The organism is Bradyrhizobium sp. WD16, assembly GCF_024181725.1.
Classification (GTDB): domain Bacteria; phylum Pseudomonadota; class Alphaproteobacteria; order Rhizobiales; family Xanthobacteraceae; genus Bradyrhizobium_A.
The window spans coordinates 4,988,868-5,011,260 of record NZ_CP028908.1; the positions used below are offsets into that span (position 1 = coordinate 4,988,868).

At 66.3% G+C, this 22,393-nt stretch carries 20 protein-coding genes; 14 read left to right on the plus strand and 6 right to left on the minus strand.

The window, feature by feature from the left end; all coding sequences use genetic code 11:
- Positions 1–88 precede the first annotated feature (88 nt).
- The 6 genes from DB459_RS22985 to aat all read left to right on the plus strand — a co-directional run bounded on the left by DB459_RS22985 (position 89) and on the right by aat (position 5,944).
- Positions 89–1,534, plus strand: a complete 1,446-nt coding sequence (locus DB459_RS22985) for a M48 family metalloprotease (protein WP_371927003.1) — start codon at positions 89–91, stop codon at positions 1,532–1,534.
- Between the two features lie 77 nt (positions 1,535–1,611).
- Positions 1,612–2,388 carry a DsbA family protein gene (locus DB459_RS22990; RefSeq protein WP_253708353.1) on the plus strand — a complete coding sequence of 259 codons (777 nt, stop codon included), beginning with the start codon at positions 1,612–1,614 and terminating at the stop codon, positions 2,386–2,388.
- Positions 2,389–2,836: 448 nt separating this feature from the next.
- On the plus strand, positions 2,837–3,292 hold the full coding sequence (gene aroQ, locus DB459_RS22995; RefSeq protein WP_253708356.1) for a type II 3-dehydroquinate dehydratase: 456 nt from the start codon (positions 2,837–2,839) through the stop codon (positions 3,290–3,292).
- 43 nt (positions 3,293–3,335) lie between these two features.
- Entirely contained in the window at positions 3,336–3,833 is a 498-nt protein-coding gene (accB, locus tag DB459_RS23000; protein ID WP_253708358.1) for an acetyl-CoA carboxylase biotin carboxyl carrier protein, read from the plus strand.
- A gap of 18 nt (positions 3,834–3,851) precedes the next feature.
- Entirely contained in the window at positions 3,852–5,198 is a 1,347-nt protein-coding gene (gene accC / locus DB459_RS23005) for an acetyl-CoA carboxylase biotin carboxylase subunit (protein WP_253708360.1), read from the plus strand.
- 71 nt (positions 5,199–5,269) lie between these two features.
- Complete coding sequence (gene aat, locus DB459_RS23010) at positions 5,270–5,944, plus strand: leucyl/phenylalanyl-tRNA--protein transferase (protein WP_253708373.1); 675 nt, start codon at positions 5,270–5,272, stop codon at positions 5,942–5,944.
- 39 nt (positions 5,945–5,983) lie between these two features.
- On the opposite strand, the gene DB459_RS23015 is transcribed toward aat, so the two are convergent.
- Entirely contained in the window at positions 5,984–6,994 is a 1,011-nt protein-coding gene (locus DB459_RS23015; RefSeq protein ID WP_253708375.1) for a DUF2155 domain-containing protein, read from the minus strand.
- A 626-nt stretch (positions 6,995–7,620) separates the two neighbouring features.
- On the opposite strand from DB459_RS23015, the gene DB459_RS23020 reads away from it, so the two are divergent.
- Both DB459_RS23020 and DB459_RS23025 read left to right on the plus strand, forming a co-directional pair.
- Positions 7,621–8,310, plus strand: a complete 690-nt coding sequence (locus tag DB459_RS23020; RefSeq protein WP_253708377.1) for a hypothetical protein — start codon at positions 7,621–7,623, stop codon at positions 8,308–8,310.
- Positions 8,303–9,052, plus strand: coding sequence for a hypothetical protein (locus DB459_RS23025; RefSeq protein ID WP_253708379.1), 750 nt, complete (start codon positions 8,303–8,305; stop codon positions 9,050–9,052). Before DB459_RS23020 ends, DB459_RS23025 begins: the two co-directional genes overlap by 8 nt.
- On the opposite strand, the gene DB459_RS27640 is transcribed toward DB459_RS23025, so the two are convergent.
- Positions 8,994–9,164 carry a CxxxxCH/CxxCH domain-containing protein gene (locus DB459_RS27640; RefSeq protein ID WP_371926805.1) on the minus strand — a complete coding sequence of 57 codons (171 nt, stop codon included), beginning with the start codon at positions 9,162–9,164 and terminating at the stop codon, positions 8,994–8,996. The two genes, DB459_RS23025 and DB459_RS27640, sit on opposite strands and share 59 nt — an antisense overlap.
- Between DB459_RS27640 and DB459_RS27415 the strand changes: the two genes are divergently transcribed.
- A complete protein-coding gene (locus DB459_RS27415) occupies positions 9,153–9,278 on the plus strand; it encodes a hypothetical protein (RefSeq protein ID WP_256519226.1) in 126 nt (41 codons plus the stop codon). The two genes, DB459_RS27640 and DB459_RS27415, sit on opposite strands and share 12 nt — an antisense overlap.
- 231 nt (positions 9,279–9,509) lie before the next feature.
- On the opposite strand, the gene DB459_RS23030 is transcribed toward DB459_RS27415, so the two are convergent.
- The gene (locus DB459_RS23030) at positions 9,510–10,457 is read right to left on the minus strand and encodes a GlxA family transcriptional regulator (protein ID WP_253708381.1); all 948 of its coding nucleotides are present in this window, start codon (positions 10,455–10,457) and stop codon (positions 9,510–9,512) included.
- A 106-nt stretch (positions 10,458–10,563) separates the two neighbouring features.
- On the opposite strand from DB459_RS23030, the gene DB459_RS23035 reads away from it, so the two are divergent.
- The gene (locus DB459_RS23035) at positions 10,564–11,265 is read left to right on the plus strand and encodes a DJ-1/PfpI family protein (protein ID WP_253708383.1); all 702 of its coding nucleotides are present in this window, start codon (positions 10,564–10,566) and stop codon (positions 11,263–11,265) included.
- A gap of 53 nt (positions 11,266–11,318) precedes the next feature.
- On the opposite strand, the gene DB459_RS23040 is transcribed toward DB459_RS23035, so the two are convergent.
- Positions 11,319–11,729 carry an NADH:ubiquinone oxidoreductase subunit NDUFA12 gene (locus tag DB459_RS23040; RefSeq protein ID WP_253708386.1) on the minus strand — a complete coding sequence of 137 codons (411 nt, stop codon included), beginning with the start codon at positions 11,727–11,729 and terminating at the stop codon, positions 11,319–11,321.
- Between the two features lie 299 nt (positions 11,730–12,028).
- Between DB459_RS23040 and DB459_RS23045 the strand changes: the two genes are divergently transcribed.
- Positions 12,029–12,565: a BA14K family protein gene (locus tag DB459_RS23045; protein ID WP_253708389.1), complete on the plus strand. Its 537-nt coding sequence runs from the start codon at positions 12,029–12,031 to the stop codon at positions 12,563–12,565.
- A gap of 70 nt (positions 12,566–12,635) precedes the next feature.
- On the opposite strand, the gene DB459_RS23050 is transcribed toward DB459_RS23045, so the two are convergent.
- Complete coding sequence (locus tag DB459_RS23050) at positions 12,636–13,532, minus strand: DMT family transporter (protein ID WP_253708392.1); 897 nt, start codon at positions 13,530–13,532, stop codon at positions 12,636–12,638.
- Between the two features lie 666 nt (positions 13,533–14,198).
- Here DB459_RS23050 and DB459_RS23055 point away from each other — a divergent pair.
- Together DB459_RS23055 and DB459_RS23060 are read left to right on the plus strand one after the other, a co-directional pair.
- A complete protein-coding gene (locus tag DB459_RS23055; protein ID WP_253708395.1) occupies positions 14,199–17,930 on the plus strand; it encodes a vitamin B12-dependent ribonucleotide reductase in 3,732 nt (1,243 codons plus the stop codon).
- Between the two features lie 384 nt (positions 17,931–18,314).
- Positions 18,315–18,668 carry a zinc ribbon domain-containing protein YjdM gene (locus DB459_RS23060; protein WP_253708414.1) on the plus strand — a complete coding sequence of 118 codons (354 nt, stop codon included), beginning with the start codon at positions 18,315–18,317 and terminating at the stop codon, positions 18,666–18,668.
- A 167-nt stretch (positions 18,669–18,835) separates the two neighbouring features.
- On the opposite strand, the gene DB459_RS23065 is transcribed toward DB459_RS23060, so the two are convergent.
- Entirely contained in the window at positions 18,836–19,771 is a 936-nt protein-coding gene (locus tag DB459_RS23065; protein ID WP_253708417.1) for a hydrogen peroxide-inducible genes activator, read from the minus strand.
- A gap of 101 nt (positions 19,772–19,872) precedes the next feature.
- Here DB459_RS23065 and katG point away from each other — a divergent pair, with 101 nt between their 5' ends.
- A complete protein-coding gene (gene katG, locus DB459_RS23070) occupies positions 19,873–22,053 on the plus strand; it encodes a catalase/peroxidase HPI (protein ID WP_253708435.1) in 2,181 nt (726 codons plus the stop codon).
- Positions 22,054–22,393: the final 340 nt, after the last annotated feature.

The following is a 22,393-nucleotide window of genomic DNA, read 5'->3' on the forward strand; positions in this document are numbered from 1 at the left end:
AAATCCAGAGCGGTCCTGAGCCCGGATTTCCCATCGACCGCAGAGGCGCGATACAGCTCAGGACGGTATCCCGGACGTGACGGTTTCCATGCTCAGCGACTGCACGCTCAATGCTGCCTTGCCCGCTGTCGCCGCTCGGCCGCGGGACGGTGGCCGTCGTTCCCTGCCGGCCCGGCTCACGGCGTGGCTGACCGCCGCAGCGCTGGCCTTGGGGCCCCTCGCCGCCGACGCCCAGCAGGCCAAGGGCCCACCGACCCTGCGCGACGCCGAGATCGAGCAGCTGCTGCGCGACTATACCCGCCCGGTCCTGCGCGCCGCCGGACTGGAAAAGCAGAACATCCAGATCACCATCATCAACGATCGCTCCTTCAACGCCTTCGTCGCCGACGGGCGCCGGATCTTCGTCAATTACGGCGCCCTGCTCGACGCCCAGACGCCGAATGAAATCATCGGCGTGCTCGCCCACGAGACCGGCCATCTCGCCGGCGGCCATCTCGCCAAGCTGCGCGAGCAGCTCTCCCAGGCGCAGACCCAGATGATCATCGCCATGCTGCTCGGCCTCGGCGCCATGGTCGCCGGCGCACGCAGCAACAGCTCGGGCGCTGGCCAGATCGGCGCCGCCGCGATCAGCGCGCCGCAGGAGGCCATTCGCCGCAACCTGTTGTCCTACCAGCGCCAGCAGGAGGAGAACGCCGACCGCGCTGCGGTCAAGTTCCTGAACGCGACCGGCCAGTCCGCCAAGGGCATGTACACGACCTTCAGGCGGTTCTCGGAGCAGATCCTGTTCGCGGCCCAGGGCAGCGATCCCTACACGCTGTCGCACCCGATGCCGGCCGATCGCGTCGCCGCGCTCGAGCAGATCGCCCGCACCAGTCCCTATTGGGACAGGAAGGACGATCCCGCACTGCAGCTGCGCCACGATCTGATGCGCGCCAAGATCTCCGGATTCATGGATCGCCCCGACACCGTGCGGCGCAAATACCCGCCGGGCAATGCCACCCTGCCGGCGCGCTATGCCCGGGCGATTTCCACCTACCGCCACGGCGACCTGCGCGTCGCCCTGGCGGAGATCGACAGCCTGATCCGGGAGCAGCCCAACAATCCCTATTTCTATGAGGTCCGCGGCCAGGCGCTGCTCGAAGGCGGCAAGCCGGCCGAGGCGGTCGCGCCGCTGCGCAAGGCGGTCCAGCTGTCGGGCAATGCCCCGCTCATCGAGATGTTACTTGGGCAGGCCCTGGTGGCATCTGATAATCGGGCCTACGCCGATGAGGCGATTACGATTCTGCGTGCCGCTCTCGCCAAGGAACCGGAGGCCGTGCTGGGCTATACCCAGCTTGCGATGGCCTACGGCCGCAAGGGAAATTACGCCGAGGCGGACCTCGCGTCCGCCCAGGCCGCTTATATGCGCGGCGACTTCAAGACCGCCCGCGATCTCGCGTCCCGGGCCAAGACACGCTTCGCCATCGGCACCCCGGGCTGGGTCAAGGCGGACGACATCGTGACCACAAAGCCATTGCCCGGCCAAAAGAACTGACCACACTTCGGGAACCGGCGCACGCTGCCGCCGCGGCCCGTTCGCTCGATCACCGACTTTGAAGAAAAGGACTTGCGATGCCTCTCACCTTCCTGCGCCGCCCCCTCGCCGCTGCCCTCCTCGCCGCCACCGCGCTGGCAGTGCCGGCGGCGATCCACGCGCAGTCCCTGACCGGGGCCCAACGCGGCGAGATCGAGGGCATCGTCAAGGACTACCTGCTCGCCCATCCGGAAATCCTCGAGGAGATGTCGGCGGAACTGACCAAGCGCCAGACGGCAGCCGACGCCGAGAAGCACGCGGCCGCCGTGAAGAAGAATGCCGACCTGATCTTCAATTCGCCGCGCGGCGTGCTGATCGGCAACCGCAACGGCGACGTCAATTTCGTCGAGTTCTTCGATTACAATTGCGGCTACTGCAAGCGCGCCATGAGCGACATGCTCGACCTGATCAAGGCCGATCCCAAGCTCCGGGTGACGCTGAAGGAATTTCCGGTGCTTGGCCCGGGTTCGGTCGAGGCGGCGCAGGTCGCGGTCGCAGTGCGCATGCAGGACCCCGCCGGCAAGAAGTATCTCGACTTCCACCAGAAGCTGCTCGGCGGCCGCGGCCAGGCCGACAAGGCTCATGCGATGGCGGCGGCCAAGGATGCCGGCCTCGACATGGCGCGGCTCGAGAAGGACCTGTCGAGCCCCGAGGTCCGCGCCACGCTGCAGGAGAACTTCAAGCTCGCCGAGGACATGGGCCTCAACGGCACGCCGAGTTACGTCGTCGGCAACCAGGTCGTCGTCGGCGCCATCGGGATCGACGGCCTGAGCAAAAAGATCAACGAAGCGCGCTGCGGCAAGGCCTCGTGCTGACGCTGACCCGAAGGCTTGGTGCGGTGGATCTGACGCTCGTTTCAGTATTGCAGCGAGTTCTTCGAACGCGCGTCAGATCCAAAATCACACTAGAATCATAATGATGCTAGTGTCCCCTTGTTTCCAACGTTCGTATGAGCGCCTGCTGCAATGGGATACGAACGTTGGAAACAGGACACTAGTGTGGCTTATGTCTCGCAATTGCCTACGAGAGACTGGCCGCAAAGGCGGTAGGCAATTGCGAGACGCCACACTAGCGGCGCGGGCTTGGTTAACGAGCGGTATCCGACTGTTCCCGCAAGTCTTTTGTGAGGCGGCAGAACGATTTAGGCTGGGATAGCTGCTGCCTGAAGGCTTTTCCTCGCCGCCAAGACTACCTATAACCCGCCAGACCGTGGCGGCCGGCCCTTTTGCCGGCCGCGCTCCGCTCGCCTCCGGCTGGATATCGATGTCACAGACAATCTTCGTCCTCAACGGACCGAACCTCAATCTGCTCGGCAGCCGTGAGCCGGACAAATACGGCCACGCCACCCTGGCGGATGTCGAAGCCCTGTGCCGCGCCACCGCCGCCGACTACGGCATGGAAGCCGATTGCCGGCAGTCCAACAGCGAAGGTGAACTGATCGACTTCATCCACGAGGCCGGCGCCAGGAAGGCGGCGGGCCTGATCATCAATGCCGGCGGCTACACCCATACGTCGATCGCGCTGCACGACGCCATCACCGGCGTCGCGCTGCCGGCGGTCGAGGTGCACGTCACCAACGTGCATGCCCGCGAAAGCTTCCGCCATCATTCCTTCATCGCCAAGGCCTGCTTCGCGAGCCTCGCCGGCTTCGGCATCGAAGGCTACCGGCTCGCCATTCTCGGACTCGCCACGCGCATCGGCGCCAAGGCGAAGGCCTGATTCCCTCAACTCCTGACCCGACACAGAATTCCGGATCGACAGCATGGCCCAGGACAAGACTTCCAAACCGGAGCAGGCCGCCGCGCGGCTGAGCGACGAGCGCGACCTGATCCGCGATCTCGCCACCCTGCTCGACCAGACCAATCTGTCCGAGATCGAGATCGAACGCGCCGGCCTGCGGATCCGCGTCGCGCGCACCATCACGATGTCCGCGATCATGCCGTCGGCACATGCCGCCGCGCCGGTGCTCGCCGCGCCAGCGTCGGTCGCCGGCGCCGCGCCCGCCGCTGCCGACCTGTCCAAGCACCCCGGCGCGGTGCCCTCGCCGATGGTCGGCACCGCCTATGTCGCGGCCGAACCCGGCGCCAAGCCGTTCGTCGAGGTCGGCAGCAAGGTGAAGGCCGGCGATACGCTGCTGATCATCGAGGCGATGAAGACCATGAATCAAATTCCGGCGCCGCGCGCCGGCACGGTCACCCAGATCATGATCGAAGACGGCCAGCCGGTGGAATACGGCGAGCCGCTGGTCATCATCGAATAAGCGCTCCCCAGGACGGCGATGTTCGACAAGATTCTCATAGCGAACCGCGGCGAGATCGCCCTGCGCGTGCTGCGCGCCTGCAAGGAGCTCGGCATCGCCACCGTCGCGGTGCATTCGACCGCCGACGCCAACGCCATGCATGTCCGCCTCGCTGACGAGAGCGTGTGCATCGGCCCGCCGCCGTCCAAGGACAGCTACCTCAACGTTCCGGCGCTGCTGGCCGCCTGTGAGATCACCGGCGCCGACGCCGTGCATCCCGGCTACGGCTTCCTGTCGGAGAATGCCCGCTTCGCCGAGATCCTCGCCGACCACAACCTGCATTTCATCGGCCCCAAGGCCGAGCATATCCGCCTGATGGGCGACAAGATCGAGGCCAAGAAGACCGCGATCCGCCTCGGCATTCCGGTGGTGCCCGGCTCGGACGGCGGCGTCGGCCCCGACGACGACGCCATGGCCATCGCCCGCAAGATCGGCTTCCCGGTGCTGGTGAAGGCCGCCGCCGGCGGCGGCGGCCGCGGCATGAAGGTGGCCCACACCGAGGCCGACCTGGCGCTGGCGCTGTCGACCGCGCGCAACGAGGCGAGATCGGCCTTCGGCGACCCGACCGTCTATCTGGAAAAGTATCTCACCCGGCCGCGGCACATCGAGATCCAGATCCTCGGCGACGGCCGCGGCGGCGCCATCCATCTCGGCGAGCGCGACTGCTCGCTGCAGCGGCGCCACCAGAAGGTCTGGGAGGAAGGCCCCTCTCCGGTCATCACCGCGGCCGCCCGCGCCCGGATCGGCGAGATCTGCGCCCATGCCATGCGCGAGATGAACTATCTCGGCGTCGGCACCATCGAATTCCTCTACGAGGACGGCGAGTTCTATTTCATCGAAATGAACACGCGCATCCAGGTCGAACATCCGGTGACCGAGATGATCACCGACATCGACCTCGTGCTCGAACAGATCCGCGTCGCCGCCGGCGGCGACCTGCCGGCCCTGCAGAAGGACATCACCGTCAGCGGTCACGCCATCGAGTGCCGCATCAACGCCGAGAACCCGGTGACCTTCCGGCCGTCGCCGGGCAAGATCCTGCAATATCATCCGCCGGGCGGCCTCGGCGTGCGGATCGATTCCGCCGCGTATCAGGGCTACGTCATCCCGCCCTATTACGACTCGATGATCGGCAAGCTGATCGTCCACGGCAAGACCAGGGCGGAATGCCTGATGCGGCTGCGGCGGGCGCTCGACGAGATGGTGGTCGAGGGCGTCGAGACCACGTTGCCGCTGTTCCGCGCGCTCGTCCGCGAGCCGGATATCATCGACGGCGACTATCACATCCATTGGCTCGAGCAGTATCTCGCCAACGGATCGAGTTAAGCGATCGGCTTAAGCGAGCCCCGGCGCTGAAGCCGTTCGCCGGATGCGCCGCGCCCTGCTATAAGCGGGTCATGTCTTCCCGCGACTCCGCCTCCCCCGAGATCACCCCGGCGGTGCTGCTGCGCGCCTACGCCTGCGGCATCTTTCCGATGGCGGAGAGCGCCGACGATCCGACCATCTTCTGGGTCGAGCCGGAGCAGCGCGGCATCATTCCGCTGCGCGGCCTGCACGTCTCCTCGCGCCTCGCCCGCACCGTGCGCGGCGACCGTTTCCGGGTCACCGTCGACGAGGCCTTCGGCCGCGTCATCGACGGCTGCGCCGCCCCCCAGGACGGCCGCGAAGAGACCTGGATCAACCGCCGCATCCGCGACCTCTACACCGCGCTGCACGACATGGGGCATTGCCACAGCGTCGAGGTCTGGGACGGCGACGAGCTCGTCGGCGGTCTCTATGGCGTCAGCCTCGGCCGCGCCTTCTTCGGCGAAAGCATGTTCCACCGCGCCCGCGACGCCTCGAAAGTGGCGCTGGTGCACCTCGTGGCCCGGCTGATCGCCGGCGGCTTCACGCTGCTCGACACCCAGTTCGTCACCGAGCACCTGCGCAGCCTCGGCGCCGTCGAAGTGCCGCGGGCGCGCTACCGCGCCCTGCTCGACGATGCCCTCGGCGGCTTCGCCGATTTCGACGCGCTGCCGACCGACCGGCCGGTCACCGGCCAGGAAGCGCTGGCCATCTTGACTGGGGAATGAACTCGCCGCCGCGGCGACGCCCTCCTTCGGCGATGGCGCCTATTGCCGGAACAGCGGGAAGAAGCCGGAAGGCTGCTGTTGCTCCGGCTGAGGCGGTGGCGGCAACGGCTGCGGTTGCGGCCGCGGCGCCGTCGGATTGGCCATGCCCGTCGGCTGCGCCGGCGGGCGCGCGGCGGGCCGCCGCTGCACGGGCGGCGCCGGCTTCGGCGGTGGCGGCGGTGTGTCGGTCTGGCTCGCGACGGTCTGGTCCGGCCCCCTACAGTCGGTCAGCCAGATATCATAGATCGGATGCTCGACGCCGTGCAGGCCCGGGCTCGCGGCGAACATCCAGCCCGAGAAGATCTTCTTCACCTCGCCCTGCAGCGTGATCTCTTCGACCTCGACGAAGGCGTCGGTGTTGGTCGCCTCCGTCGCCGGCCGGGTGTAGCAGGCGTCCGGCTTCACGCGCAGCGCGCCGAACTGGACCGTTTCGCCGATATCGACGTCGAAATTGATGATCCGCCCGGTGATCTTGTCGAGACCGGAGAACACCGCCTTCTTGTTGACGATCTTCTGGGCCGGCGGCTCGGTGACGATCTCGTCGCCGGGCTGCAGCGCCGCGGGTGACGGCGGCGTCGCCTGTGGCGTCGGCTGCGGCGTGCCGCGCGGCTGGCGCTGACCGGGCGGCAGGCCCGGCAGCGGATTGGGGCCGGCCGGCGCATTGGCGACATTGCCGCCCGGCGCTCCCGGAGCGCCCGGAGCGGTGGCCACCCCTGGCGGATTCTGGTTCTGAGGTACCGCGGCGCTATCCGGCGGCGGCAGCGGCTGGGACTGCACGGGACCCGGCGGCGGCGCGGTCATGGCTGGCCGGCTGGGAATCGGCAGGATGCGGCCCTGCGTCGGCAGGTCCGGCACATCTTCCTCGTCATCCGGCCCCAATGGCACGGCGCTGGGCGGCCGCGGCGGCGAATCGGAGAAGATATTGCCGATCTGCGCCTGCGCCGGCGCAAGCGCCGACAGCGAGGCGACGGCAAGCGCCGCAAGGGCAACCAGGGCAACAGGTCGGGTCATCCGCGGCTTCAATCAGCGAATCGGGTTTGCAGGGTAAATCGTGCCGCTCGCAAGGCTTCCAGTTAACACGGCGAATACGGCGGGAACAGGACGAAAGCAATTTCTACAACAATTTCAATCCATCCGGTGCCGTCTGTTCTCATTTTGTGCAGAAGGGTTTCATACGTTTCTGGTACGAAACTGGTACGGTGATATCAGCCTTCACGAACGGCACGCGGCGCAAGGGCGGTTCGCGCCACAAGAAACATGTTTCTTACCCGCTTGTCGATGACGGCACCATTTCCCACCATCTGACCAGACATAATGGGCATTATGCGAACGCCCGGCCGTGATCGCCAGGTCGGCCGACCACAAGGGATTGACTGCATGGGACAGCAGGGGGAGGACTTCGACAGCTACGCGCGATTGCTCGAAACGGCCTACGCTGAGCACGATGACGAAGACATTTTGCGCGAGTACATCTTGCAACGATGGATGATCGAGCATGCGCCGGCGCAAGAGTTGCTAGCCCATATTTTTTCGACCTGCAGGCCGAGCGCGTCGCAGCGATCGAGGCGGCCTTGCCCGATGCCGCAGCGACGCACAAAGCGACGGCTGCGGCGGCTTCAACGATACCGGAATAGCTGATGAGTGCACCGGTCGCACCGCTAACGGACTTTTGCGAGAAGCTCGCTTCGCCAAAAATTTTGCTCGGCATGGCGGCCAAAATGACTGCGAAATCGGGCCGCATCGACAACCGTGCGACCACGCTTTCGCTAGCGATCATGGGCGCGGCAGGTGACTTCACGAAGGGCCTGCATTGGAAGGCGCAACCGACGTGGGAGGGATCGGTTCGCTATCTTCGCGACACCTGCAGTGACGTGATCGCGGCCGAGACAATTGTGTGGCTCGCATTTTTGATGGGCCGTTTCTGGAAGGCCGACCAGAAGAACGATCGCAAAATGTTCGAGCGCATTGGCTTTGTGACTGTCGGCACCGCAGGCCGCCTCGCCGTATCAATGATAGAGGATCAGACGGGCATCGATTTCGCAGCGCATGCCGTCGATCGTCGCAAGTTTTATTTTGAGGCCGAAAAAGATACTTCCCGGCCGTTGTTCGAGGCCTTTGCTTCGATCGTGTTGAGTTCGGTCGGTCGCCGCTCGCCGACTGATCCACTTCGCAGCATTGGCCTGCCGCCGCCGGAATGGACACCGCTTTCGCTTTACGTAGCGACGTTCTTTTCGACGATGCCGGCGGGCTTCTACGAGACGTTCAAGCGAATGCTGCTGGCATGGCCCGATCGCTTTCCACACGACGACGATTTCGGTGATGAGTAGCGTCAGCAAAAGGGGAAATCGACGTAAGAGCCGGCGACTTCGCCTGCCCTACTCGATCGGCTGGCGGCGAGATCAAGCTTTCGAGCCGAAGCCGGAAGACTGGCAGCGTATCGAGGCCGCTTATGGCCATGAGCTTGCACCGGCGCTGCGGGAGGAAATCGTTGCGCATGTCGAGAAATATTTCCGAGGCCAGCCGGGAGAGGAAAACGCGCCGTTTGTTGATGACGCACTCGCGTATCTCAACCGCCTTGAGAAGTCCGGCAAGAAATTTTGGTCGCTGATGTTCGACGAAGGGGAAGGAGCGCAAACGACGGCAGCCGATTACGTGCAAGGCCAGGTCGGCAAATATCTCAGCCAGGTGCACAGACCGAGCTGGCAACAGTTGCTCGACTTCATGACAGGTTTGATCACCGCGATGGAAATGACTCGCAAGCAGATCAACGATCGAGCGCAGCAAGGCTTTGTGGAGGGCAGCTCATGGAATGGCCTCGTGCATGAGCTGATCGAGCTGCTAGCCCCCCACAAGTTGCCGGTCGGTCTCGCGAAGTTCGACGATCCTGCCCGTGCTGCCCCCTTCGTGGCCTTTTTTCGGGAGCTTCAGGTGACGTTCCCAGCACAGTACCAGCGACATGGAACCAGCAACGCCGCCTTGACAGAGGCGATCACCACGGCGCGCCGAAGCATCAAGCGCTTTCTAAGGGCCCAGGCTCAGAAGAATAACCCGCCACCGGAGGCGAATTAATCTTCCTAGAGCCCGCTTCGGGAGCGTGGCCAGGTGGCGGTGCGTTGCCGCCCTTCCCGTCCTGATGACATTGGATGGCCTCGCATCTCGCGGAGGCCCCATGTCTGGACATCTATCGATCGAAATTCTCGGGGTGATGAAAGGCGCGGCCGACGGGCCGCTTGCGATCGGCACCCTTGCCCTGATCGCGCTCGCGGCGACTGCGCGCCTGTGGCTGCGGCGCTAACACCCGTGCGGTCATCGCAAGCCTTTCGCGCTAATCGCGTCATCGCGGACTGTCAAATAAGGTGCGGCCCGATTGGCCCCAGTTTCGACATCCTAAGATTGCTTTTTTCTATGTATCAACCAACTTCGAATAACTGGTACAAGCTGGTACACGAAATCAGGTAAGCGACTGATTTTCTTGCCGAAGCCGAATGCCCGGAGTTAACGGCGGGGAAAGGGCGGATGCTCCGCCTCACGCCGCGCCGAGACGCCGTGCGGCGCGGCGCAGCGCCTGGGGCGGCTGACCGAAGGCGCGGATGAAGGCCCGGCGCATGCGCTCGGGATCGCGAAAACCGGTCGCCCGCGCCACCTGTTCGATCGGCTCGCCGATGCCTTCCACCCGCGCCCGCGCCGCCTCGACCCGCAGCCGTTCCACCGCCTTGGCCGGCGTCATGCCGGTCTCGGCGATGAAGGCGCGGTTGAAGTGGCGGGTGCTCATGCCCGCCTCCTCCGCCAAGCGCTCCACCGTCAACGCCGAATCGAGATGTTCGCGCGCCCAGGCGAGCAGCGGCCGGAATCGGCCGGTCGGCGCCTTGAGTTCGTTGAGGGCGGAGAACTGCGACTGGCCGCCGGGCCGGCGGTGGTAGACGACGAGCTGGCGCGCGGTCTCCCGCGCCACCGCCTCGCCGTCGTCCTCCTCGATCATGGCGAGCGCAAGATCGATCCCGGCGCTGATTCCGGCCGAGGTCCAGATCGAGCCGTCCTTGACGAAGATGCGGTCCGGCTCGAGCCGCACCTTGGGATAGGCCTTGATGAAATGGCGGCTGCGGCCCCAGTGGGTGGTGGCGCGGCGGCCGTCGAGCAGCCCGGCGGCGGCAAGCACATAGGCCCCGGAGCAGACGCTGGCGACACGGCGGGCATGACGGGCGGCGCGCCGCACGAAGGCGAGCGTCGCTTCCGACTGCATCGCCGCGAGCGTGCCCTCGCCGCCGGCCACGATCAGCGTATCGAGCGCGCGCACGCCCCTGAAGCCGCGCGCCAGCATTTCGACGCCGGACGAGCTGCGCACCGGCCCCGCAGCGAGCGCCAGCGGCCGGATGACGGCGGCGCGGCCGGCGAAGCGGCCGGCGATCTCGAAAGCCGCGATGGGACCCGCGGCGTCCAGCAGCTGAAAGTCGGGAAAGATCACGATGCCGATCATGGCGCGCTCCCGCGATGTCCGAAAGTAAGGGAAATATGCCATTTCGGCCATCGGCGGTCCATGCTCGATTGGACCGGCAAAGATCCCGACCGCAAGGAGTGCGCCGATGTCGCAACTGCAAATTGGATTCCTGCTCTTTCCCAAGCTGACCCAGCTCGACCTCACCGGCCCGGTGCAGGTGCTCTCGCGCCTGCCGGGCGCTCGGCTCCATCTGATCTGGAAGCGCATCGAGCCGATTGCGAGCGACGCCACCCTGGTGCTGACCCCGACGACGACCTTTGCCGACTGTCCGCGGCTCGACGTCGTCTGCGTGCCCGGCGGCGCCGGCGCCGACGACCTCCTGACCGACGACGAGACGCTCGCGTTCATCCGCCGCCAGGCGGCGTCCGCGCGCTTCGTCACCGCGGTCTGCACCGGCTCGCTGGTGCTCGGCGCCGCCGGCCTGCTGGAGGGCTATCGCGCCACCACGCACTGGTCGGCGATGGAGCACCTCGCGGCCTTCGGCGCTCGGCCCGAGCGCACGCGGGTCTGCGTCGACGGCAACCGCATCACCGGCGGCGGGGTCACGGCGGGCATCGATTTCGCGTTGACGCTGGCGGCCGAACTCGCCGGCCGCGCTGTCGCGGAGATGATCCAGCTCGGGCTCGAATATGATCCGGCGCCGCCGTTCGATGCCGGCTCGCCGCTCAGTGCGCCGGCGGAGATCCTCGCCGCCGTGAAGGAGCGGATGAAGCCGATGAGCGAGCGGCGCAGCGCGCAGGTCGCCAGGGCGGCCGCGCGCCGCGCCGATAGCACAACGGCCGCGTAACCGCGGCCGTCGAAATCGTTATTGGAGAGGCGAACTCGGAGACCAAGGACGGCTCAGGCGCCGGGCGTCCAGGCCTGGTAGTCGCCGGTCGCCTTGGGCCGCCGGCCGCTCGCCAGCGTCGAGCCCGACGGACGATAGGCGTTCGGCGTGCCGGTCGGGTTGGGCCGGTGCGGCTTCTCCCATTCGCGCGGCTTGTAGTCCTGCGCGGTCGGCGGGGTATCGACGATGTGATGCATCCAGCCGTGCCAGGCCGGCGGAATCCGCGAGGCCTCGGCCTCGCCGTTATAGATCACCCAGCGCCGCTCGAAGCCGAGCACCGGATCGATCTTGCCGCCGATGGTGCGGTAATAGCGGTTGCCGCCCTCGTCCTGACCGACGAGTTCGCCGAACCTCCAGGTCCACAGCTGAGTGCCGAAGGTCTGGGTGTTCCACCAGGTGAAAATCTTGAGGAAAAACTGCTTCATGCCACGGAATCCGAAGGCCGATATGGGGCCTTCAATGGCAGGCGGCGGCGGCCTTGTCCAGTGCGGCGGAGCTGACGCTCCGATCCCCTGCGGCCCGCCGCCCGCTCCTCCCGCATCCGTGAGCGAAGGTCACGATTCGACCGCAATCCGTTCAGTATCCAGACGGTCAGCGAAGCCCAATATGGCGGTCGATGCAGCAGAGGCTACCATCTGCCGCGGGGCACTGGCCAGCCGCAGTGGGAACTCTTCAACCTAAGTGACGTTTTCCAGTGCACAAAGACACCTGGAGACAGCCGATCATGATCAATTTCAAAATCGCGGGCGCGGCAGCGCTGCTCGCTCTCTCTCCCGCGCTGATGACGCAAGCCCATGCGCAGCGCACCGTCGCCGGCCACGGCTTCACGGCCTATGGCGGTGGTGGCGGTGGCGGTGGCGGCGGCTTCCACCCCGCCCCGAGCGGCGCCGGTTTCCATGGCTATGGCCCGCCGGCGGGCGGCACCGCCACCATTGCCGGCACCGGCTGGCACGGCGGCTCCTGGGGCGGCGGCTCCTGGGGCGGCCATCGCTGGCATCGTCGCGGCTGGGGATGGGGCCCGGGGATCGGCTTCGCGACCGGCTATCCGTATGGCTGCGGCTACTACGACAACTGCGGCTACTATGGCGCCGGCTACGCCTATGACGACGGTTACTGGGGCGATGCCTATGCCGGGCCGACCGTGGTCACCCGCGTCGGTGGTGGCGGCGATGTCGGCTACTGCATGCGCCGCTATCGCTCCTACGACCCGGCCTCGGGCACATTTCTCGGCTATGACGGATTGCGGCATCCCTGCCCGTAACCGCGACGTCGACGATGCGATCGCAAGGGCGGCTTCGGCCGCCCTTTTCATTGAGCGCCGCCCCGAAAATTCAAGACCGCGTCGCCAGCAGGACGCCGGCCAGCGTCATCACCAGCGCCGCAATCTGGCCCGGCCCAAGCGGCTCGTGCAGCACGATGGCCGAAGCGACGACCCCGATCACCGGCACCAGAAGCGTGCCGATCGCCGCCACCGAGGCCGGCAGGCGCGCCAGCGCCGCGAACCAGCACGCATAGCTGATGCAGAACTGCACCACGGTCATGTAGGCCATGGAGCTCCAGCCGACCGCGGACAGCACCTGCGGATCGGGGTGTTCGAAGACGACGCCGCCGATCACCACCGGCACGCAGCCGACCAGGATCTGCCACGATGCCGAGGTCAGCGGCGGCAGCTTCACCGGAAAGCGCTTCGCCGTCACGGTGCCGAGCGCGAAACCGAAAGAACCCGCTAGCGCCAGCACGATGCCGGGCAGCTTCGACAGGCTGGCGGCAAGGCCGTTGCCGCCCATCAGCGCGGCGATGCCGCCGAAGGCAAGCAGCAGCGCCAGCGTGCGCTTGAGCGTCGGTCGCTCGCCGAGGATCGGCCAGGCGAGCAGCGCCGCCCACACCGGCATGGTCGCGGCGATCACCGCGGCCTCGCTGGCCGGCAGCCAGAGCAGCGCGAGCCCGATCAGGGTCAGCCACGACGTGACGTTGAGCAGTGCGGAGAGCACCAACCGCCCCCATTGCACCCGTGGCACGATGAGCGATTGCCGGCTCGCCAGCGCCAGCAATGCCAGCAGCGCCGCGCCGGCCATCCCGGTCCAGCCGCGGGCCGACAGCGGCGGCCATTCGCCGAGCAGGTGCTTCATCACCGGCCAGGTCAGCCCCCAGCCGATCGAGGTGATGAGGAGATAGACGAGGCCGGCGGGCGCGAGCCGTGGCGCCGCCGGGACATTCGGGGCTGTCATGGGGATCGGTCGACCTTTGGATGCCGCGAGGGCCAGGTTTGGCGAGGCACGCTGGAGGGCAACAGATGGGCCTGGCCGGGGAGATCGCAACGGCACGGGACGTGTAGCGTGGCGTTCTGCAACCGAGTCGGTTGGCGCAAGCGAATTATTGCGATGCCGCCCGCCCTGTGAACAGCGGTGACGGCCCTCGCGGAAGCTCAAGGGAACGAGATTCCCACCTTGTCGAATCCGCTTGGACTCACTGATACTTGGATCAGGTCGAACCGCCCCGGCGGCGCTGGTTTTCCCCAAGTTCCCCCATATTTAGTATTTGATTCAGAAACCCGTACTATTTCTTGACGGGCATGACGGAGTCGTCCTAGTTTTCGACCTGTTCGGCGCGAGTGGTTTCTGTGTCCCGCCGGGTACCTCCTGACAGGGTATTGCAGTCCGCTCCGTCGCCGGTCGAGGCAACGGTCGAGGGCACGTCTGTCTCGGGGCTCCAGGTGCGCAAGACCGAATGAGGCGCAAGCCTCCGGCGACGAGCGAAGACGCGTTTCAAGCGTTGACAGTCGGGGCGTAAAACGGGGCCGGGCAACCGGTCGAACTGCGGGCGGCGACGCCCGCCATTGGAAATTTGCCGCCTGCCGCGAAGGCAGGGTCCGGCACATTCGGGGCTAGAGAACGATGCGGATTGAACGTCGCTACACCACGGCAGGCAAATCACCCTATGCGGACATCCCGTTCCGCCTGACGACGAGCGAGATCCGCAATCCGGACGGATCGGTGGTGTTCCGCGCCGACAATGTCGAGGTGCCCGAGGCCTGGTCGCAGGTCGCCTCCGATGTGCTGGCGCAGAAGTATTTCCGCAAGGCCGGCGTCGCCAGGCTCCTGAAGAAGGTCGAGGAAGAGACCGTGCCGTCCTGGCTGTGGCGCTCGGTGCCGGACACCGAGGCGCTGGCCGCCCTGCCCGAGGCCGAGCGCTTCGGCAGCGAGACCTCGTCGCGCCAGGTGTTCGACCGCCTCGCCGGCTGCTGGACCTATTGGGGCTGGAAGGGCGGCTATTTCACCGGCGAGGACGACGCCGTCGCGTTCTATGACGAGCTGCGCTACATGCTCGCCAGGCAGATGGTGGCGCCGAATTCGCCGCAGTGGTTCAACACCGGCCTGCACTGGGCCTATGGCATCGACGGCCCGGGCCAGGGCCACTACTACGTCGACTTCAAGACCGGCAAGCTGGTCAAGTCCAAGTCGTCCTACGAGCATCCGCAGCCGCACGCCTGCTTCATCCAGGGCATCGAGGACGACCTCGTCAACGACGGCGGCATCATGGACCTGTGGGTGCGCGAGGCGCGGCTGTTCAAATACGGCTCCGGCACCGGCTCCAACTTCTCGCGCCTGCGCGGCGAAGGCGAAAGGCTCTCCGGCGGCGGCCGCTCGTCCGGGCTGATGAGCTTCCTCAAGATCGGCGATCGCGCCGCCGGCGCCATCAAGTCGGGCGGCACTACCCGCCGCGCCGCCAAGATGGTGGTGGTCGACGCCGATCATCCGGACATCGAGACCTATATCGACTGGAAGGTGAAGGAGGAGCAGAAGGTCGCCGCCCTCGTCACCGGCTCCAAGATCAACCAGAAGCACCTCAAGGCCATCATGAAGGCCTGCGTCAACTGCGAGGGCTCCGGCGACGACTGCTTCGATCCGGAGAAGAACCCTGCCCTGCGCCGCGAGATCAAGCTCGCCCGCCGCGCGCTGGTGACCGACAACCTGATCAAGCGCGTGATCCAGTTCGCGCGCCAGGGCTACACCGACATCGCCTTCGACACCTACGACACCGACTGGGATTCCGAAGCCTATCTCACCGTGTCCGGCCAGAACTCCAACAACTCGGTGTCGCTCAAGGACGACTTCCTGCGCGCGGTCGAGACCGACGGCAACTGGAACCTGATCGCCCGCACCAACGGCAAGGTCACCAAGACGCTGAAGGCCCGCGAGCTGTGGGAGAAGATCGGCTACGCCGCCTGGGCGAGCGCCGATCCCGGCCTGCACTTCAACACCACCATGAACGACTGGCACACCTGCAAGGCGTCCGGCGACATCCGCGCGAGCAATCCCTGCTCCGAATACATGTTCCTGGACGACACCGCCTGCAATCTCGCCTCGGCCAACCTCATCACCTTCTATGACGTCGCGACCGGCCGCTTCGACGGCGAGGCCTATGAGCATCTGTGCCGGCTGTGGACCATCGTTCTCGAGATCTCGGTGACGATGGCCCAGTTCCCGTCCAAGGCGATCGCGGAGCTGTCCTACGAATTCCGCACGCTGGGGCTCGGCTACGCCAATATCGGCGGCCTGCTCATGAACATGGGCCTGCCCTACGATTCCAAGGAAGGCCGCGCCCTGTGCGGCGCCCTCTCCGCCATCATGACCGGCACTGCCTATGCGACCTCGGCCGAGATGGCGAGCGAGCTCGGCGCTTTCTCGGCCTACAAGAAGAACGCCGCGCACATGCTGCGGGTGATCCGCAACCACCGCCGCGCCGCCCGTGGCGAGGCGTCGGGCTATGAGGCGCTGGCCGTCCATCCGGTGCCGCTCGACATCGCCAGCTGCCCGCAGCCCGACCTCGCCGCCCATGCCGCCGCGGCCTGGGACAAGGCGCTGGCCGGCGGCGAGAAGCACGGCTTCCGCAACGCCCAGACCACGGTGGTGGCGCCGACCGGCACCATCGGCCTCGTCATGGACTGCGACACCACCGGCATCGAGCCCGACTTCGCCCTGGTGAAATTCAAGAAGCTCGCCGGCGGCGGCTACTGGAAGATCATCAACCAGGCGGTGCCGGCGGCGCTGCGCCGCCTCGGCTATCGCGAGAACGAGATCGCCGAGATCGAGGTCTATGCGGTCGGCCACGGCTCGCTCAAGCAGGCCCCCGCCATCAACCACTCGACCCTGACCGCCAAGGGCTTCACCGAGGAGGCGCTGGCCAAGATCGAGAAGGCGCTGCCGACCGCCTTCGACATCAAGTTCGCCTTCAACAAGTGGACGCTGGGCGATGACTTCATCCGCGACACCCTCGGCGTCTCCGCCGAGGCGATGGCGGCGCCGAATTTCGACCTGCTCGCCGCGATCGGCTTCACCCGGCGCGAGATCGAGGCCGCCAACATCCATGTCTGCGGCGCCATGACCGTGGAAGGCGCCCCGCACCTCAAGGCCGAGCACTACGCGGTGTTCGACTGCGCCAACCCCTGCGGCAAGATCGGCAAGCGCTACCTCTCGGTGGAGAGCCACATCCGCATGATGGCCGCCTCGCAGCCCTTCATCTCGGGCGCGATCAGCAAGACCATCAACATGCCCAACGACGCCACGGTGGAGGACTGCAAGTCCGCCTACCTCCTGTCGTGGAAGCTCGGCCTGAAGGCCAACGCGCTCTACCGCGACGGCTCCAAGCTGTCGCAGCCGCTCAACTCCCAGCTCATCGCCGATGACGACGACGAGGAGGATGCGCTCGAGGCGCTGCTCGACAAGCCGATGGCGGCGCGCGCCGCCCATGTCTCGGAGAAAATCGTCGAGAAGCTGGTCGAGCGCGTCGTGGTGATGCGCGAGCGCGAGAAGATGCCCGATCGCCGCAAGGGCTACACCCAGAAGGCGGTGGTCGGCGGCCACAAGGTCTACCTGCGCACCGGCGAATACGACGACGGCCGGCTCGGCGAGATCTTCATCGACATGCACAAGGAAGGCGCGGCGCTGCGCTCCTTCATCAACAACTTCGCCATCGCGGTGTCGCTCGGCCTGCAATACGGCGTGCCGCTGGAGGAGTATGTCGACGCCTTCACCTTCACCCGCTTCGAGCCCGCCGGCCCGGTGCAGGGCAACGACTCGATCAAATACGCCACCTCGATCCTCGACTACGTCTTCCGCGAGCTCGCGGTGAGCTACCTGTCGCGGTTCGACCTCGCCCATGTCGACCCGACCGAGTCGAATTTCGACGCGCTCGGCCGCGGCGTCGCCGAAGGCAAGTCGCCGGAGGCCTCGCCGGCCAGCCGCTATCTGTCCAAGGGCCTGACCCGCTCGCGCACCGACAAGCTGGTGGTGATGCATGGCGGCGCCGCGGCCGAGGCGGACGGACGCGGCGGCGCCAACGTCACCTCGATCGCCGCCGCCGGCGCCACCGCGCGCCACGGCAGCGATGCCGCGCCGCATGTCGAGGGCGCCACCGCGCTGAAGGCGGAGATGCCCGAGGCCCTGACCTGGAGCAAGGCCGGCTCGGCGGCGCAGGCGACGCCGACCAAGGCCGAACGCCGGGCCGAAGCCAAGGCCAAGGGCTACGAGGGCGAGATGTGCTCGGAGTGCGGCAACTTCACCCTGGTGCGCAACGGCACCTGCATGAAGTGCGACACCTGCGGCAGCACGACCGGGTGCTCGTAAGCCGAGTAGCGCCGCCGGTGCCCAACTTCGGGCAAGGCAAGCCCGCTCATCGATAAAACGAACCCCCGCCCTTTTGTGGCGGGTTTTCTATTCCATGGAGCGTGTCGGGACCGCTCTCGCCTACCCCTCTTCCAAGTCCCTCTTGAACTTCCGAGCCCAAGGTGGTCGAACCAAGGGCAACGCTCGCGCGGCCGAATACGTACCAGATAACCACAAGGCCGCCGACCTCTCGTCCTCAACCCGGCGCCGCAACCGGGCTGGAGCGACGCTGAAATTCACGTGAGCGACACATCGGCCCGCTGCCCCTCGGAGTGGCGGATCTTCTCTTGAATTACCCGGAACGCGCCTGCGGTGCGTTTCGCCTGGAAGGAGACAAGGACGATTATGGACGACGCAATGAAATGTCCGAAATGCAATTCCGAGCATGTCTATGAGGATCGCGGTCTGTGGGTTTGCCCGGAATGCGGCCATGAGTGGAGCGCGCAGGCTGGCGCTGCCGAGGCCGAGACCGCGCAAGAGGCGGGCGTGCGCGACGCCAACGGCAATCCGCTCAGCGATGGCGACAGCGTCATCGTCATCAAGGACCTCAAGGTCAAGGGCTCGTCGTCGGTCGTCAAGGGCGGCACCAAGGTCAGGAACATCCGCCTCGTCGACGCGACCGACGGTCACAACATCGCCTGCAAGATCGACGGTATCGGCGCGATGAACCTGAAGTCGGAGTTCGTCAAGAAGGCCTGACGTTCCTTGTCGCTCTGAAGTCCCCGAGACGAGTTTTTCGACTCGCGTTGCGGGGACTTCATCGACGGCATGAGGGGGGCGGACCCTGGCATGCCCCGTCCTCGCCCCACCGTTCGCGAGTCTCGGGCAGACAACCGCTCGCCCCGCCCTGCTCCCGCTGCCGGCCGCTACTTGCCGCCCCGCTTCGCCTTGAACGTCGGGGCGTTCTGCTCGCGCAGCGCCTCGGCGGAAATACCAACCACCTCGGAAATCTGCAGCAGCTGCCGCGCCAGGGGCGTCGTCCTGCGCCAGACCATGCCGATGGTGCGCGACGGTTGCGGATCCTGGAAGCGCGTCACCGAGACTGACGCCGAGCGCGTCTCCACCGCCACCGCCATTTCCGGGATCAAGGTGACCCCCATGCCGGCGCCGACCATCTGAACCAGGGTGGACAGCGAGCTTGCGTCCAGCATCTCCCGTGGCGGCGATTGCATGCTGCAGAACGACAGGGCCTGTTCGCGAAAGCAGTGCCCCTCTTCGAGCAGAAGCAGCCGCATCTCGCGCAACATCTCGGCGCTCGGCGCCGGCCTTCCCTCCTCCTCGCCCGGCCGGACCAGCAGGAAGTTCTCCGTGAACAAGGCGACCTCGGTCAGCGAAGGTTCGGAGACCGGCAGCGCGACGATGGCTGCATCGAGCCGGCCTTCCGCGAGCTCCTGGAGCAATTTCGGCGTCACCGTCTCGCGGACGTGAATGTCGAGTTCGGGATGCATGCGCGTGAGGTTGCCGATGACCTTGGGCAGCAGATACGGCGCAACCGTCGGGATCATGCCGACGCGCAGTCGGCCCACCAGCTGGTCCAGCGACGCCCGCGCGAAGTCGCCCAGCTCATCGACCGAGCGCAGGATCTCGCGGACCCGCTCGGCGAGCTCTTCGCCGAACTTCGTCAGCACGATCTGCCGCGCGCTTCTCTCGATGAGCACGCCGCCCAGGGCCTCTTCCAATTCCTTGATCTGCATCGACAAGGCCGGCTGCGTCACCGCGCAGGCGTCCGCCGCGCGTCCGAAATGGCCAAGACGGGCCAGGGCGTCAAAATAGCGAAGCTGACGGAGTGTAAACCGTATCATCAGAATATCTTATCGAGACAATCACCAAAGTCAATTTTACCTGATGATATAAGCCGCGTAGATTGCCCCGACGCTGAACCGGACCACCACAGGAGAAAGTCATGGACGATACGACCAAGTGCCCGTTCTCGGGCGGGGCCCGCGCCCACACCAACCGTGACTGGTGGCCGAACCAGCTCAACCTTCATGTTCTCCACCAGCATTCCTCCCTGTCCGATCCCATGGGTGAGGCGTTCGACTACGCCAAGGAGTTCAAGAGCCTCGACCTCGATGCCGTGATCAAGGACCTGCGTGCCCTGATGACGGAGTCGCAGGACTGGTGGCCGGCCGACTTCGGCCATTATGGCCCGCTGTTCATTCGCATGGCGTGGCACAGCGCCGGCACCTACCGCATCGGCGACGGCCGCGGCGGCGCCGGCTCCGGCACCCAGCGTTTCGCGCCGCTCAACAGCTGGCCGGACAACGCCAACCTCGACAAGGCGCGCCGGCTGCTGTGGCCGATCAAGCAGAAGTACGGCCGGAAGCTCTCCTGGGCCGACCTCTTGATCCTCACCGGCAACGTCGCCCTGGAATCGATGGGCTTCAAGACCTTCGGTTTCGGCGGCGGCCGCGCCGATGTCTGGGAGCCGGAAGAGGACATCTACTGGGGTCCCGAGGGCAAGTGGCTGGCCGACGAGCGCTACAGCGGCGAGCGTGAGCTCGAAGGTCACCTCGGCGCCGTTCAGATGGGCCTGATCTACGTCAATCCGGAAGGGCCGAACGGCAAGCCGGATCCGCTGGCCGCGGCGAAGGACATCCGCGAGACCTTCCGCCGCATGGCGATGAACGACGAGGAGACCGTTGCGCTCATCGCCGGCGGTCACACCTTCGGCAAGACCCACGGCGCCGGCGATGCGTCACTGGTCGGCGCCGAGCCGGAAGGCGCCGGCATCGAGCAGCAGGGCCTCGGCTGGGCCAGCAAATTCGGCACCGGCAAGGGCGCCGACGCGATCACCAGCGGCCTCGAAGTCACCTGGACCTCGACGCCGACCAAGTGGAGCAACAACTTCTTCTGGAACCTGTTCGGCTACGAATGGGAGCTGACCAAGAGCCCGGCCGGCGCCCACCAGTGGAAGCCGAAGCACGGCGCCGGCGAAGGCTCGATTCCGGATGCCCATGACAAGTCCAAGCGTCACGCGCCGGCGATGCTGACCACCGATCTCGCCCTGCGGTTCGATCCGGCCTACGAGAAGATCTCGCGGCGCTTCTACGAGAATCCGGATCAGTTCGCGGACGCGTTCGCCCGCGCCTGGTTCAAGCTCACCCATCGCGACATGGGCCCCCTCGCCCGCTATCTCGGCCCGCTCGTGCCGAAGGAGACGCTGCCGTGGCAGGACCCGGTCCCGGCGCTGGATCATCCGCTGGTCGACGCGCAGGACATCGCCGCACTGAAGGCGAAGGTCCTCTCCTCCGGCCTGACGGTGTCGCAGCTGGTCTCGACGGCGTGGGCGTCGGCGTCGACCTTCCGCGGCTCCGACAAGCGCGGCGGCGCCAACGGCGCCCGCATTCGCCTCGCGCCGCAGAAGGATTGGGAGGTCAACCAGCCGGCTCAGCTCGCCAAGGTGCTGCAGACGCTCGAGGCGATCCAGCAGGACTTCAACGCGTCGCAGTCCGGCGGCAAGAAGGTCTCGCTGGCCGACCTGATCGTCCTCGCCGGCGGCGCAGCGGTCGAGGCGGCGGCGAAGAAGGCCGGGCACGATGTCAAGGTGCCGTTCACGCCGGGCCGCACCGATGCGTCGCAGGACCAGACCGATGTGGAGTCGTTCGCCGTCCTGGAGCCGACGGCCGACGGCTTCCGCAACTATCAGCGCGGCAAGCAGCCCCTGTCGGCCGAGGAGCTGCTGGTCGATCGGGCGCAGTTGCTGACGCTGACGGCGCCGGAGCTGACGGTTCTCGTCGGCGGCCTGCGCGTGCTCGGCGCCAATGCCGGGCAGTCGGCGCACGGCGTCTTCACCAAACGGCCCGAGACGCTGACGAACGATTTCTTCGTCAACCTGCTCGACATGGGCACGCACTGGCTGCCCGTCGCCGGCTCGACCGAAAGCGTGTTCGAGGGGCGCGACCGCAAGACCGACGTCGTCAAGTGGACGGCTACCCGTGTCGACCTGATCTTCGGTTCGCACTCGCAGCTGCGGGCCCTCGCCGAGGTCTATGCCTGCGCGGATTCGACGGAGAAGTTCGTCAAGGATTTCGCGGCGGCCTGGACCAAGGTGATGAACCTCGATCGCTTCGATCTCGCCTGACCTGCCGGCGCGCGCAAACGGAATCTCCATTTCCCGGTGCGCTTGCGTATCATCACGAAACAGCCCGCCGCGACGGCGGGCTGTTTTTTTATCCGCGCCGGCGACGCACGGACCTGTCGCGCGCTCGCGCCTCCTCCGCTCCGAACGACGCATTCGCTGCAATGCGGATACGAGCGTCAGGACCACGACCGGTTCCATCCATGAAACAAGCTGGGTGTCATCGCGTTACGAATGACACGCTAACAAGGAAGCAGCACATGAAACGGCTTTTATTGATCGGATTTGCAGTTTGCACTTTTGCGCTCGCTCCGATCCTGTCTGCGTCGGCAATGCCGGCCGC